This window comes from Bordetella hinzii LMG 13501 (assembly GCF_001548475.1).
GTDB classification, from domain to species: domain Bacteria; phylum Pseudomonadota; class Gammaproteobacteria; order Burkholderiales; family Burkholderiaceae_B; genus Bordetella; species Bordetella hinzii.
The window spans coordinates 22,582-36,082 of sequence record NZ_LRUJ01000033.1; the positions used below are offsets into that span (position 1 = coordinate 22,582).

General features: G+C 68.4%; 14 protein-coding genes. 4 read left to right on the forward strand and 10 right to left on the reverse strand.

Going from position 1 to position 13,501, the window contains the following annotated elements; translation table 11 throughout:
• Nucleotides 1-108: 108 nt before the first annotated feature.
• From AXA74_RS18430 to AXA74_RS18445, 4 genes are all read left to right on the forward strand, one after another.
• Complete coding sequence (locus tag AXA74_RS18430; RefSeq protein ID WP_032979085.1) at nucleotides 109-1,026, forward strand: LysR family transcriptional regulator; 918 nt, start codon at nucleotides 109-111, stop codon at nucleotides 1,024-1,026.
• A 5-nt stretch (nucleotides 1,027-1,031) separates the two neighbouring features.
• Nucleotides 1,032-1,940, forward strand: a complete 909-nt coding sequence (locus AXA74_RS18435; protein WP_029581439.1) for a LysR family transcriptional regulator — start codon at nucleotides 1,032-1,034, stop codon at nucleotides 1,938-1,940.
• An 89-nt stretch (nucleotides 1,941-2,029) separates the two neighbouring features.
• Entirely contained in the window at nucleotides 2,030-3,205 is a 1,176-nt protein-coding gene (locus AXA74_RS18440) for a mandelate racemase/muconate lactonizing enzyme family protein (protein ID WP_080666645.1), read from the forward strand.
• Nucleotides 3,206-3,260: 55 nt separating this feature from the next.
• Complete coding sequence (locus AXA74_RS18445) at nucleotides 3,261-4,247, forward strand: Bug family tripartite tricarboxylate transporter substrate binding protein (protein WP_032962925.1); 987 nt, start codon at nucleotides 3,261-3,263, stop codon at nucleotides 4,245-4,247.
• Between the two features lie 16 nt (nucleotides 4,248-4,263).
• Here AXA74_RS18445 and AXA74_RS18450 read toward each other — a convergent pair whose 3' ends face one another.
• From AXA74_RS18450 to AXA74_RS18500, 10 genes are all read right to left on the reverse strand, one after another.
• Nucleotides 4,264-4,812, reverse strand: coding sequence for a GNAT family N-acetyltransferase (locus AXA74_RS18450; RefSeq protein ID WP_029581442.1), 549 nt, complete (start codon nucleotides 4,810-4,812; stop codon nucleotides 4,264-4,266).
• A gap of 121 nt (nucleotides 4,813-4,933) precedes the next feature.
• A complete protein-coding gene (locus tag AXA74_RS18455; protein ID WP_029581443.1) occupies nucleotides 4,934-5,551 on the reverse strand; it encodes a DUF4198 domain-containing protein in 618 nt (205 codons plus the stop codon).
• Nucleotides 5,552-5,713: 162 nt separating this feature from the next.
• Complete coding sequence (locus AXA74_RS18460; RefSeq protein ID WP_223850555.1) at nucleotides 5,714-6,916, reverse strand: MFS transporter; 1,203 nt, start codon at nucleotides 6,914-6,916, stop codon at nucleotides 5,714-5,716.
• A gap of 113 nt (nucleotides 6,917-7,029) precedes the next feature.
• Nucleotides 7,030-7,761 (reverse strand): SDR family NAD(P)-dependent oxidoreductase, encoded by a 732-nt coding sequence (locus AXA74_RS18465; RefSeq protein ID WP_032955319.1) that lies wholly within the window; start codon nucleotides 7,759-7,761, stop codon nucleotides 7,030-7,032.
• 56 nt (nucleotides 7,762-7,817) lie between these two features.
• Nucleotides 7,818-8,771, reverse strand: coding sequence for a Bug family tripartite tricarboxylate transporter substrate binding protein (locus AXA74_RS23985; protein ID WP_029581446.1), 954 nt, complete (start codon nucleotides 8,769-8,771; stop codon nucleotides 7,818-7,820).
• 31 nt (nucleotides 8,772-8,802) lie between these two features.
• Complete coding sequence (locus AXA74_RS18480) at nucleotides 8,803-9,270, reverse strand: 2,4'-dihydroxyacetophenone dioxygenase family protein (protein WP_032979087.1); 468 nt, start codon at nucleotides 9,268-9,270, stop codon at nucleotides 8,803-8,805.
• 130 nt (nucleotides 9,271-9,400) lie between these two features.
• Nucleotides 9,401-10,357 carry a LysR substrate-binding domain-containing protein gene (locus AXA74_RS18485; protein WP_029581448.1) on the reverse strand — a complete coding sequence of 319 codons (957 nt, stop codon included), beginning with the start codon at nucleotides 10,355-10,357 and terminating at the stop codon, nucleotides 9,401-9,403.
• A gap of 63 nt (nucleotides 10,358-10,420) precedes the next feature.
• Nucleotides 10,421-11,287, reverse strand: a complete 867-nt coding sequence (locus tag AXA74_RS18490) for an HpcH/HpaI aldolase/citrate lyase family protein (RefSeq protein WP_029581449.1) — start codon at nucleotides 11,285-11,287, stop codon at nucleotides 10,421-10,423.
• Entirely contained in the window at nucleotides 11,278-12,522 is a 1,245-nt protein-coding gene (locus AXA74_RS18495) for a CaiB/BaiF CoA transferase family protein (protein WP_032979089.1), read from the reverse strand. Before AXA74_RS18495 ends, AXA74_RS18490 begins: the two co-directional genes overlap by 10 nt.
• Nucleotides 12,522-13,499 (reverse strand): Bug family tripartite tricarboxylate transporter substrate binding protein, encoded by a 978-nt coding sequence (locus AXA74_RS18500; RefSeq protein WP_142028396.1) that lies wholly within the window; start codon nucleotides 13,497-13,499, stop codon nucleotides 12,522-12,524. The genes AXA74_RS18495 and AXA74_RS18500 overlap by 1 nt, the downstream gene beginning before the upstream one ends.
• Nucleotides 13,500-13,501: the final 2 nt, after the last annotated feature.

Sequence of the window (13,501 nt, forward strand, 5' to 3'; positions counted from 1 at the left end):
AGGCATAGTAGGAGGGGAACTACAATCCATACAATCGATGGTTGGTATGTTTCATATCGATGCCATCAATAATCAAGAACAGGCGCGCCGCGCCATGGAGACCCGGCCATGCAATCCCTTGGCGAGGCCCGCCTCGACCTGAATCTCGTGCGCCTGATGGTGGCGGTATTCGAGACGCGCAGCGTCAGCCTGGCCGCCGAGCGCCTGGCGCTCACGCAACCCACCGTGAGCTATGGCCTGGCCAAGCTGCGCCAGTCATACGGCGACGCGCTCTTCGTGCGCGACGGCCGGGGCATGGCGCCCACCCCGCGCGCCGAGCAGATCTACCTCGCTTTCCAGGAGGCCCTGGCTTGCATCGACAGCACCCAGGAACTCGCCAGCCCCTTCGATCCGGCCAGCACGACGCGGCGCTTCCGCGTGGCCATGTCCGATATCGGCGGACTGTGCTTTCTGCCGCCGCTGGTGGCGCATATGCGGCGCGTGGCGCCGCTGGCCGACCTGGAAGTGGTCCAGGTGCCGGTCGACACCCTGATCGAACACCTGGCCGCCAGCAAGGTCGACGCGGCCATCGGCAACCTGCCCATGCTGCACGAAAAGCTGCACAACCGCCTGCTGTTCCGCGAGCACTATGTCTGCCTCATGGCGCGGGACCATCCGGCGGCATCCGCCAAGGCGCTGACGCTGCCGGCCTTCCTGGCCGCGCGCCATGTGCTGGTGACCTCGCCGTTTTTCGCGCACCAGCATGTGGAGGACACCCTGCGCGCCCAGGGCATACACCGCAAGATCGCGCTGCGCATCCCGCACTTCACGGTCCTGCCGGGGCTGATCGCGCAAAGCGATCTGCTGGCCACCCTGCCCTTGCGCGTGGCGCGCGTCTTCGAGTCATACGGCCAGCTGCGCAGCATGGACTTGCCGGTGGAGATCCCCGAGTTCGAAGTCCGCGTGCATGTGCACACCTACCACGCCTCCCAGCCAGCGGTGCAATGGTTCGCCGAGCAGATCGTGCTGGCCCTGCAGGACCTCTGAAAGCCATGAGCACCCTGTCCCAACTCGATATCGCGGCGCTGCGGCTGCTGATCGCCATCGCCGACCACGGCAGTATCAGCGCGGGCGCCAACCGCCGCCACCTCTCGGTGGCCGCGGCCAGCAAGCGCATCAGCGACCTGGAGGCGCGCGTGGGCATGGCCCTGCTGCTGCGCCACCGGCGCGGCGTCAAGCCCACGCCGGCCGGCGAGATCTTCATCGCCCACGCGCGCCGCATGGCGGCGCTGGCCGGCGCCATGGAAGACGATCTGCGCGACTATGCCAACGGCGTGGAGGACCGCGTGCGCATCGTGGCCAACTCGGCGGCCATCGTGCAGTTCCTGCCGGAGGATCTGCACGGCTATATGCAGGGCAACCCGCGCGTGCGCATCGAACTCGAGGAGCACACCAGCCGCTCGGCGGTCGAGCTGCTGCAGACCGACCGGGCCGACCTCGGGCTGTTCGACGGCGGCTATGCGGCCGCCAACGTGCACTGCCATCCGTATCGTGCCGACACCCTGGTCTGCGTCACGCATCCCCGCCACAGCCTGGCGCGGCGGCGCGGCGCGCTGCGCTTCGAGCAGACACTGGAGCATGACCACGTGGGCCTGTATCGCGGCACCGCCATCCTGACCCAGATGGAGCGCGCGGCGGCCCAGGCCGGCCGCATGCTGCGCCTGCGCATCCAGGTCACCAGCTTCGACGCGGTCTGCCGCATGGCCGAAAGCGGCATCGGCGTGGGCGTGGTGCCGGCGCGGGTGGCGCAATCCTATGTGACCCTGGGACGGCTGCGGCAGATCCGCCTGAGCGACCCTTGGGCGCGGCGCCAGCTCATGCTGGGCTGGCCGCAGCAGCGCGAGCCGTCTCCCGGCGCGCAGGCCTTGATCGCCCACCTGCTGACCAGCACCCAGCCTTAACCGAAATCGAAAGCCGTTTGAGAAAAACGCGATTGTCCGCGCCGCGCCGGCCGACCTATAACGCCGGAAAGCCCAACACGGAGACAATCATGCAGCACATCGGCGCGGACATGGCCATCACCCAGGTATCCGCCATCCCCTTGAACATCGAGGTCGCCATGCCCGTGCCGGGCGGCGAAAAACGCAGCACGCTGTCCTGCGTGCTGGCGCGCATCGACACCGCCTGCGGCCTGAGCGGCTGCGGCTTCACGGCCATCACCGAAGAAGAAGTCGTGGCCGCCGCCATCGAGCACATCGCCGCCGACGCGCTGCGGGGCGAATCGGCCATGGACAGCGAGAAACTGTGGGAAAAACTCTATTGGCTGCTCACGCCGCGCGGGCAGAGCGGCTATGCCGCCCACGCCATGGCCGCCATCGACATCGCCCTGTGGGACTTGAAGGCCCAGCGCCTGGGCCTGCCGCTGTGGCGCCTGCTGGGCGGCGCGCGCGACCGCGTGCCCGTCTACGCCACCTTTGGCTTCAATTTCCTGGATCGCGAACAACTGGCCGAAGCGGCCGCGCAATGGGTGCAGCGCGGCTTCTCGCGCCTGAAAATGACCGTGGGCAACCATGGCCTGCAACGGCGCGACGAACCCCGCCCCCTGTCCGAGCTGATACGCGAGGACGAAGCGCGGGTGCGTGCGGTCCGCGCCCGCGTGGGCCAGGACATCGAGCTGTGCATAGACGCCAATTGCAGCCTGGACCCCTACCACGCCCGCGTGCTGGCCGCGCGCCTGGCCGACTGCGATATCGCTTTTTTTGAAGAACCCCTGACGCAGAACGACGCCCACGCCCTGGCCGACCTGCGCCGGCGCGCGCCCATGCCGCTGGCCGGCGGGCAGAACGAGGGCCTGGCCGCGCGCTTCGCGGACTTCTTCCGCGCCGGGTCGCTGGACATCGCCCAACCCAATGTCGCCATCACCGGCGGCTTCACACAATGCCTGCGCATCGCCGGCATGGCCCAGGCCTGCAACATCGCCATCGCCAACGGCGGGGCCTGGCCCTTCCACAACATGCACCTGCACGCCGGCCTGGCGCACGGCGGCTTCATCGAGTACCACACCGTCGCCGTCAAGGTCTGCGAGCAGATCTTCGACGGGCTGCCCCAGCCCGAGGCCGGCTGGCTGCCGCTGCCCGAGCGCCCGGGCCTGGGCTTCACCCCCGACTGGGAGCGCATCCGCGACATCGCCCGACGCCCGCTGTCGCGCGGGCACGGCAAGCACTGACCCCCCACGACACCATCCATGACAAGCCGCGCCATGACGCGGCGGGAGACAAACCATGCAAGGCAACCGCCCCAAGGGGAACCGGGCACGCGGCTGGCTGGCCGCCCTCTTCGCCCTCGCCGCCTGTGGCGCGCAGGCCGCCACCTGGCCCGCGCAGCAGCCCATCAGGCTGATCGTGCCGGCCGCGCCCGGCGGCTCGCTGGACATCCTGTCCCGGCCCTTGGCGACCCAGCTGGGCGCCGTCCTCGGCCAGACCGTCATCGTCGAGAACCGGGGCGGCGCCGGGGGCATGCTGGGCGCGGACTACGCCGCCAAGGCCACCCCCGACGGCTACACCTTCCTGATGGGCGCGGTCCATCACGCCATCGGCGCCACGGTCAACCACAACCTGATGTTCAAGCCCGAGCGCGACCTGGTCGCCGTGGCGAGCATAGGCACCACGCCCAACGTCGTCATCGTCAACAAGAAGCTGCCGGTCAACACCCCACAGGAGCTGGTCGCCTGGATGAAGCAAAAGGGCGACAGCGCCAACTACGCCACCGGCGGCCCGGGCACCCTGCAGCACCTGAGCATGGAGTGGTTCAAGTCGGTGGCGGGCGTGAAGGCCGTCGCCGTGCATTACCGCGGCAGCGCGCCGGCCATGAGCGACCTGCTGGGCGGCCAGGTGGACCTGATGTTCGAGACCATGCCGCTGGCCCTGGCCCAGACCCGCTCGGGCGCCGTGCGCGCCATCGCGGTCACCAGCCAGGCGCGCGCGCCCGCCCTGCCGGCGCTGCCCACCCTGGGCGAGACGGTGGCCCCCGGCTTCGCCGTCTCCAGCTGGTATGGCGTAATGGCCCCGGCCGGCACCCCGCCCGCGATCATGGACCGCATGCATGACGCCATCGAGCGGGCGCTGGAGACGCCGGAACTGAAAAAAGTCTGGGACGGCGCCGGCGTGCAGCCGGACCCGATGTCGCGCGCGCAGTTCCAGGCCTTCTGGCTGGACGATATCCAGCGCTGGGGCAAGATCGCGCGCGAACACGCCATCCGGATCGACTAACGGCGCGGCCGCCAGCTCAGCCGTCGCGCGGCTCCTCGGGCGTGGGCAGCGTGAGTTGGTAGAAGGCCGCATCCAGCCAGCGGCCGAACTTGAAGCCGACCTGCGGCATCGTGCCCGTGTGCACGAAGCCCAGTTTTTCGTGCAGGGCGATGCTGCCCGCGTTGCTGGCGTCGATACAGCCCACCAGCACATGCAGCTGCGCCTGCCGGGCGCGCCGTATCAGTTCGCGCAGCAACAGCCCGCCCAGCCCCCGGCCGCGCTGGTCGCGGTGCACATAGACGCTGTGCTCCGCGGTGTACTTGTAGGCCGGAAAGGCGCGGAACGTGCCCCAGCTGGCAAAACCCAGCAAGCGGTCCTGCGCATCGACCGCGCCCACCACGGGGAAGCCGCCGGCGCGCTTGGCGGCAAACCAGGCCGCCATGGCCGCCGGCGGCCGCGGCACGTAGTCGTAGAGCGCCGTCGAATTGACGATGGCGTCGTTCAGGATGTCCAGGATGGCGGCCGCGTGCCCGGCCTCGGTGCAATCGATCAGGCGCACTTCATCGTGCGGCGTAGGGGCGCTCATCGCGGGCTCCGTCGGATAGGGGTCATTCAAGCGGGCGGGCCGTGGCCCGCCCGCCCCGGCCAGGGGGCTGCCGGCATGATGCGCGCATTATCCCCCAAGCCGCCGACCGCCGGGCCTCGCCTTACTGGGCGCGCTCGAAGGTCAAGGTGCTGACGTAGCGCTTCTTGGTGTAGGGCTTGCCGTCATGCTGGCCGGCCTGCTCCAGCGTGTGGCCTGCCTCGAGCACATATTGGCCCGGCCACGGCGTCTCGATGGTGAACTTGCCGGCCTCGTCGGTGCGGAATTGCTTCATCCATTTGGGCGGGCCGAAGACGGTGACTTCGGTCTTGGGCAGGGGCTTGCCCTCGAAGGTCAGCACGAAGGTGTTGCCGCCGGCGGCGGTGGGGGCGAACTCCAGCGGCAATTGCGCCCGGGTGTCGTCCCGGCCCAGCCGCGCGCTGTAATCCAGCAGGGTTTCCTTGAAGAGCACGGACTGGCCCAGGCGGGTTTCGCCGCGCGCGTCGAATTCGTAGTAATCGGCGCCGGTGGCGGCCGGCTTGACCTTCTTGCCGTTGAGCGAGGGCTCGACGACCACCTTGCCCAGGAAGCCGTCGGTCTTTTCGCGCAGGTCATCGGCCCACTCGCCGAAATAGGCGCGGACCTTGGTGTCGCCGGCCGGCTCCAGCCAGACGAAATGGGCCGCTGCCATGCCGCTCCAGCCCAGCAGCGCGAGCGCCGCGACGGATTTGATGATGCGCATATTGCCTTCCTTTTGGGTGATGTTGTCGCGGCGCGTCCCCGCCCGCTCAAGGCTCGACGATCCTATCGAGGATGCAAATTATAATCATTATTGATTCACCCTCATGCCAGACGCCCGCCCGGGCGTCTGGCGGCAACGGCGGCGACAGCGGCGGCCGGCGGGTCAAGCCGCGCGCCGCTGGCGCAGGAAGACATAGCTCAGCGCGCACACGGCCAGGGCCAGCGGGATGAAGGACACCCACAAGACCGTATCCCAGTCATAGGCCGCCAGCAGGCCGCCGGAAGCAAACGACCCCACCGCCATGGTCCCGAACACGATGAAGTCGTTCAGGGACTGCACGCGGGTCTTCTCTTCCGGACGATGGCACTCCAGCACCAGGGCCGACGCGCCCACGAAACCGAAGTTCCAGCCCAGGCCCAGCAGGATCAGGGTGAGCCAGAAATGGGCCACGTCCACGCCGGCCAGCCCCACCGCCGCGGCGATCCCGGTCAGCAGCAGGCCCAGCGCCACGATGCGGCCGGAACCGAAACGCGAGATCAGCCTGCCAGTGAAAAAACTCGGGGCATACATGGCGATCACATGCCACTGCAAGCCCAGGTTGGCGCTTTCTTGCGGGTGGCCGCAAAGATGCATGGCCAGGGGCGCGGCCGTCATGAGGAAGTTCATCAGCAGGTAGGAGACGGCGCCGCAGACCACCGCGGTGACAAACAGCGGCTGGCGCGCGATGACCGACAGCGGACGGCCCTGCGCGACCTCGGCCGGCGTCAAGACCGGCAGGCGCACGCCCCAGAGCACCAGCCCCGACACCACCGCCACCCCGGCCTGCACGAGATAGGTGGCCGCGAACATATGCGGCTGCCAGAGAGACATGGTGTGGGTGACGATCTGCGGCCCGACGACGCCGGCCAGCACGCCGCCGCCCATCACGAAGGACAGCGCGCGGGCCCGCCTGGCGGGCGCCACGCCGTCGGCCGCGGCGAAGCGGAAGGACAGCACCACGGCCGCATAGGCGCCACCAAAGAAGGTCGCCAGGCAGAACAGCCAGAAGGAAGCGGACACCATGGCCATGGCGGCCAGCAGGCCGACCAGGACGCCGCAGCCCGTGCCCGCCATGAAGGCGGCGCGCCGCCCGTGGCGGCGGGCGATGGCCCCGACCGGCATGATGCAGGCCGCCATGCCGACCACGAAGACGGAAATCGGCAGCGTGGCCAGCGCCTTGTCGGGCGCCAGCATATCGCCGACGATGGCGCCGGTCGCGTAGACCACGACCGAATTGGCCCCGGCCAGCGCCTGGGCGATGGTGAGCCGGGCGACATTGCCGCGCTGCTCGCGCGGCGACAATTCGGCGGGAGCAGAAGCACTCAAGGCTGCGGCGGACACAACACTACCTCGTAGGAATCCGGAAAACCCATCATCCTATATGCCAGACAGTTATATGTAAATAACTATCAGGACTTATGCCCCGCGCCGCCGCGCCCTCAGAGATACAGCCCGCCGTCGATCATGATTTCCGCCCCGGTGATGTATTTGGCGGCGTCCGACAGCAGGAACACCACGGTCGGCGCCACGTCCTCGGCGTCGGCCAGCCGTCCCAGCGGCACCTGGGCGGCCCGCTTGCGGTTGGCCTCCTCCCCCCGGAAATGGATCATGGGCGTATTGACCGGGCCGGGCGCCACATAGTTGACGCGCACATTGTCAAAGCCCGCGTCGGCGGCCAGCGCCTTGGTCATGCCGCGCAAGGCCCATTTGGTGGCGCAGTACGAGAAGGAATTGGGCGAACCGCGCATGCCGGCGGCCGAACCGATATTGACGATGCTGCCGTCCTTGCGGGCGCGCATGGGCTCGGCGAAGATCTTCATCCCCAGGAAGGCGCCCAGCTGGTTGACCTGGAAATGGCGCTCGAAGTTCTGTGCCGTGGTGTCCGCGAGCGGCCGTGGATCATAGATGCCCGCGTTGTTGACCAGGCCGTGAATCTCGCCCAGGCTGTGCGCGACCTCCCGCGCATGACGCCAGTCTGCCTCGCGGCTGACGTCCATCGGGACAAAGCGCGCGCGTTCGCCCAGGGCGCGCTCGGCCTGCCTGCCCTCCTGCTCCAGCACATCGCCGATCACGACGCTGGCGCCGCGCTCGACCAGCATGCGGGCTTGCAGCAGGCCCTGGCCTCGCGCGCCCCCGGATATGACGATGACTTTCCCGGCAAATTCATTCATGCTCTTGCTCGCTGTAGGCTTGTTCGTCCAAGAGGGAAGCCCGTGGGCCTCCCGCGTCAATCGGCCGAAATATCGCCCTCCTTGATGATGGCGTTCCATTTGGAGATTTCGGCGGCGATATAGGCCTGCGATTGCTCGCGCGACAGCGCCATCGGCTCGGCCGCGTTATCGCGGAACAGCTTCTGCAGCTTGTCGGTCTTGATGACGGCCTGCGTGCTCCGGTGCAGCTTGTCCAGGATGTCCGGCGAGACACCCTTGGGCGTCATGAGCGCCACCCAGGTAGTGGCATTGAAGCCCGGGTAATACCTCGCGATGGTTTCCACGGCCGGATAGCCGGCCAGTCCCTTGGCCGAGCCGGTGGCGATGATCTTCAGCCGGCCCGAATCGATATGGGGCTTGGCCGCCGGCAGCGACTCCACCATCAGGTCCACGTCGCCGCCGATCAGTCCGCTCAGGGCGGCGGTCGCGCCCTTGTAGGGAATGTGCAGCACGTCCACGCCCGCATAGCGCTTGAACATCTCCATGGTCAGGTGATTGGTCAGGCCGATGCCGCCCGAGGCATAGTTGGTGCCCGGCTTGGTCTTCAGGTAGGCGACCAGCTCATCGACCCGGCCGGCCGGCAACTCCGCGCGGGTGATCAGCACCTGCGCCATTTCATACAGCACGGCGATCTGGTCGAAGTCGCTGAGCGTGCGGTAGGGGATGGATTTATAGAGGCTCTCGTTGATGGAGGCCGGTCCCCCGGAGGTAAACAGAATGGTGTAGCCATCATGGGGCGCGCGCTTGGCGGCCTCGGTGCCGATGATGCCGCCCGCGCCGGCCTTGTTCTCGACGATGACGGGCTGGCCCAGCGTTTTCTGCAGTTCTTCGGCAAACGCCCGGGCGATGATGTCCGTCGTCTGTCCCGGCGGAAACGGCACGATGAGCTTGACGGGGCTTTCGGGGTAGGCTGCGTGGGCTGAAAAGGCCATGCAGGCGCTGATCAGCCATCCCTTGACGAGGGCTTTCATTGTTGTCTCCGGTTTTTTCTTGTGGTTGCGCTCAGCGGATGAAGTGCTTGACGAAATCCCGGCCCAGGCCGACTTGCTCGAAATGCGCTTCGGCCAGGTTGGCGTAGTAAAAGGCGTCCACCACCTTCTCAACGCCGCCGTCCTCCCGGTAATAGGTGATGGCGCCGTGGTTCTGGAACAGGGTGATCATTTCGTCCTGGTCCTCGTCCACGACCAGCGTATGGATGTCGCCCGGCGTCTCGTAGAGGTAGGAACCGGCGCGCGCGACCCAGTCTCTTTCGAGATAACGCCACGAGCCCTTGATGACATAGGCGTGCACCGGCGCGGGATGCCGGTGGCGCGACAGGAAACCCCGGCCCCTGAAGCGGGTCAGGTGCACCCAATAGCCTTGCGACAGGTTCAGGCACAGCGGCCGGGACCAGCGGTTCGGGCCATTCGGCACCCATAGCCTGTCGTCGTCGGCCGAAAGCACATCGGGCACGAAAAGCTCCGGCAGCATGTGCCTTTCTTGCGGGCCGGCGTACGGTTTGATTTGCTCCACGATTCCCTTCTCTGCGGCTTGGATGATCAAAGCGGGCAGTGTAGGGAGCGGCCGGGACGCTATATACCCCGGTTCGGGAATGGCGCCATCAGTTTTCGTGATGGATGAGGCGGGTGCCCTGCCATACACCGTCGCCGATCAATTGCCGTATGCATGCGGTCATCGCCGAGCGCGCGGCCAGCGCCGCCGGCGACAGCTGCTCTTCGTTGAGGCTGCACAGCAGATTGATCCTGAGCGCGTCCTGGTCATTGACCCGCGTCCACTCGAAACGCTGGCGGGCGTCCTTGACGCTGCCCATGACGGCCCAGGGCTGGATGACCGCCCCCAGGCCGGCGGCCAGCGCGGCCATCGTCATGGGCAGGGAGTCCACGTCCAGCGCGATCCGGGGCTGGACCTGGGCGCGCGCGAAGGCCGCGTCCAGCACCGAGCGCAAGCCATGGCCGACCGTGGGCAGGATGAGCGGCTCGTCGGCCAGCTCGGCCAGGCTGGCCGCTTCGGGCAGGGGCCGGACGTGCCGGCGCCGCGCCCGGATCAGGAACAGCTCTTCTTCGAACAGCGGCCGCACCGTCCAGGTGCGTCCGGCGAAGATGCTGTGGCGGCCGCGCTGGTCGAACAGGATGGCCATGTCCAATTCGCGCGCGTTGAGCATATCGGCCAGCATGCCGGACATGCCGCCCACCATGTGCAGGCGCACATCCGGATAGCGGGCGCGCAGCGCCGCGACCAGCGGCAGGCCGAGGATGGATTCGGTGGTGGCCGGCAGACCGATACTGACCGAGCCTGTCAGGCGCGGCTGCTGCGCGCTGCGTATGGCCTGCTCCGCATGCCGCAAGGTCAGCTTGGCCTCGCGGAAAAACGCCGTGCCCGCTTCGGTGGGTTCGACACCGCGCGGGTTACGCTTGAGCAGGCGCGTGCCCAGCTCCCCTTCCAGCCGGCTGATCTGCTGGCTGAGCGCGGACTGCACCATGTCGAGTTCGATGGCCGCGCGGCTCATCGAGCCCAATTCGACGATGCGGATGAAATAGCGGAGCTGGCGGAGTTCCATCGGGGCGGCGGATTTGTCGGCGGCGGGCCGCTTGATTATCGCCCAGGCGCCCCGGCCCGCGGTTTATTGCGACATGCGCCGCTGCCGCAGCCAGCGTTCGGCGCGGTCCACCAGCGGCTGGTCCACCATGCGGCCATCCAGGCGGACCACGCCCTTGCCCTGGGCCCGGCCCGCCTCGGCGGCCGCCACCACGCGCAAGGCCCATTCCAGCTCGGCCTGGGTGGGCGAGAAACCGCGATTGACAGGGGGCACCTGCCGCGGGTGCACGGCGACGCTGCCCGTGAAGCCCAAGTTGCGCGCCTCGCGCACCGCCCCCTCGAAGCGCGCCATATCCTCCATATTGGCCACGGTATCGGCCAGGCCCCAGCATCCCAGGCCGAAGGCGCGCGCGCTGTTGGCGACCTGTTGCGCGGGCCAGCGCAGATAGTCCGGCTCCGGCGGGATGCCCAGGCAAGCCGCGTAATCCTCCGCGCCGAAGCCCAGGGCGCACAGCCGCTCCGAAGCCTGGGCGATTTCGGCGGCGCGCAGCACGCCCAGCGGCGATTCGATCAGGGCCGCGACCGCCAGCGGCCATGGGCAGGCCGACCTGCGCTCCATGACGTTGAGCGCCTCGGCCAGCGCGGCCACTTCGGCGGCCGCCTCCACCTTGGGCAGGATGACGCCCTTGAGCTTGGACAGGTCGGCCGCATCGAGGTCGGCGCACCAGGCCTGCGGATCGGCGTTCACGCGCAGCAGCACCGTCAGGCCGCGCGCGGCCAGCGCTGCCGAGGCCCGCGGCACCATCAGCCGGGCTTCGGCCTTCTGCTCCGGCAGGACCGCGTCCTCCAGGTCCAGGATGACGGCATCGGCCGAACGCTCATGCGCCCGCTCGATAAAGGCCGGCCGGTTGGCCGGCAGGAAAAGCAAGGACCGCAGTTCTTTTATTTGCATTTGATTTGCCCCTGTGCCTGCATGTCGGCGATCTGCTCGCTGCTAAAGCCGAGTTCGGCCAGCACCTCGCGGGTGTGCTCGCCATGGGCCGGCGCGCGGCGGCGCAAGGCGCCGGGCGTGGCGCTCATGCGCGGCACCACGTCGTGCATGACGACCGCGTCGTCGCCGGCCGCCACATAGACCCCTCGGCCGCGCACATGCGCGTCCTCGTAGACGCCTTGCGCGTCGTGCACCGGCCCCACGGTGACGCCATGGGCCTGGAAATGTTCCAGGCAGGCGGCCTGCGTCCGGCTGCCGATGAAGTCCTGCAGCATGGCCTCGATGTCGGCGTCATGCGCCAGGCGCGCCGCATTGCTGCGATAGCGCTCGTCCTCGAACAGGCCGGGCCGGCCGATGGCCATGAAGACCTTGCGCGCCATGGAATCGGTCGACCCCGACAGCGCGACCCAGCGGCCATCGGCGCAGCGATAGACGCCGCGCGGCGAAGCGATCTTCTCGCCCACGGTAGGCTTGGCGCCGCCATGGGCGACATGGGTGACGTCCGGCCCCATGATGGACAGCATGGGCTCCAGCAAGGACAGGTCGATGACCTGCCCCTGTCCGCCGCGCACCTCGACCTCGCGCAGGGCCGTCATCACCGCGAAGGCGCCGGACAGGCCGGTGACCATATCGGCCAGGGCGATGCCGGGCAGCACGGGCCGGCCTTCGCTGTCGCCGCTCTTCAAGGCATAGCCGGAGAATCCCTCGATCAGGCTGCCGAAACCCGGCAGATCGCGATAGGGCCCCGACTGCCCCCAGCCGGACAGGCGCACGATGATCATTCCATGGTTGAGCACATGCAGGCCTTCGGGTCCCAGGCCCATGGCCTCCAGCGTGCCGGGACGGAAACTCTCGACCAGCACATGCGCGCTTCGGCACAGTTCGCGCACCAGGGCGACGGCGCGACGGCAGCGCAGATCCAGCGCCACGCTGCGCTTGTTGCGGGCATAGACCTGCCACCAGGCATCGAAACCTTCGGGATGTCCGGGCGTGGCCTGCGTCCATTGCCTCAGGGTGTCGCCGCCATTGACGGACTCCACCTTGATGACATCGGCGCCAAAGTCGGCCAGCTGCAGGCTGAGCATATTGCCCGCCACCAGCCGGCTCAGGTCCAGGACCCGTATGCCCTTGAGCGGGCCGTCGGCCGCCGGATTGAAAGCCACTCTGTCGAGGGCCTGCGCGCGCTCGTCCGCCATCAGTCGGGCTCGGGACCGAGTTGCCTGGCCGCCGCCTCCCAGCGCGCCTCTTCCTTGTCCAGCAGCGCGGCGAAGGCCTGGCGCGATACCGTCAGCGGTTCGGTCTCCAGGGTGGCGAAGCGCTGGCGCACCGCGGTGTTGTCCATCACCTCCGCCATGGCCGCGGCCAGGCGCCGGTTGGCCGCCTCGCTGCCCGCCTTGGGCGCGAACAGGCCGCCGATCACGGCGATGGACAGGCCCGGGTAGCCGGCCTCCTGCAGGGTCGGCACCTCGGGCAGGGACTTCTCGCGCGCCGCGCCGGTCACCGCCAGCGCGCGCAGGCGCCCGGCCTTGATGAGCGGCATGGACGCAGTCAGCGAGTCGCTGGAAAACTCGACCTGCCGGCCGATGAGATCATTGAGCGAAGCCCCGCTGCCCTTGTAGGGAACGTGGGTGGCGGTCACGCCGGCGGCCTGCAGCAGCAACTGGCTGGCCAGATGGGTCATGGTCCCGTAGCCGGCCGAAGAATAGGCCTGGGGCTTGGCCCGCAGGCTGGCGATGAGTTCCTTCAGGCTGCGCGGCGCGTCTTCGGTATCGGGCACCAGCACCACGAAAGGCGCCTGCATGACGGGCGCCACCGGCGCGAAATCGTGGTAGCGGTAGACGGCGGCCTTGTTCAGGTAGGGCACCACGAACAGCGGCGCGGTCGAGCTGAAGACAAAGGTATGGTCGTCGTGGCTGCGCAACACGGCCTCGTGGCCGACCACCCCGCCGCCGCCCAGCTTGTTCTCGACAATGACCGACTGGCCCAGGGATTGCCCCAGGTATTGGGCGATCAGCCGGGCCAGGACATCGCTGCCCGAACCGGGCCCCTGGGTGACCACGATCTTGACCGGCTGGGTGGGCCAGGCCGGCTCGGCCCGGGCCAGGCCGGCCACGACCGGCAGCCCCGCCAGCGCCGCCAGTACCCGCCGGCGCATCTGCGCTCTCATTTGCATGT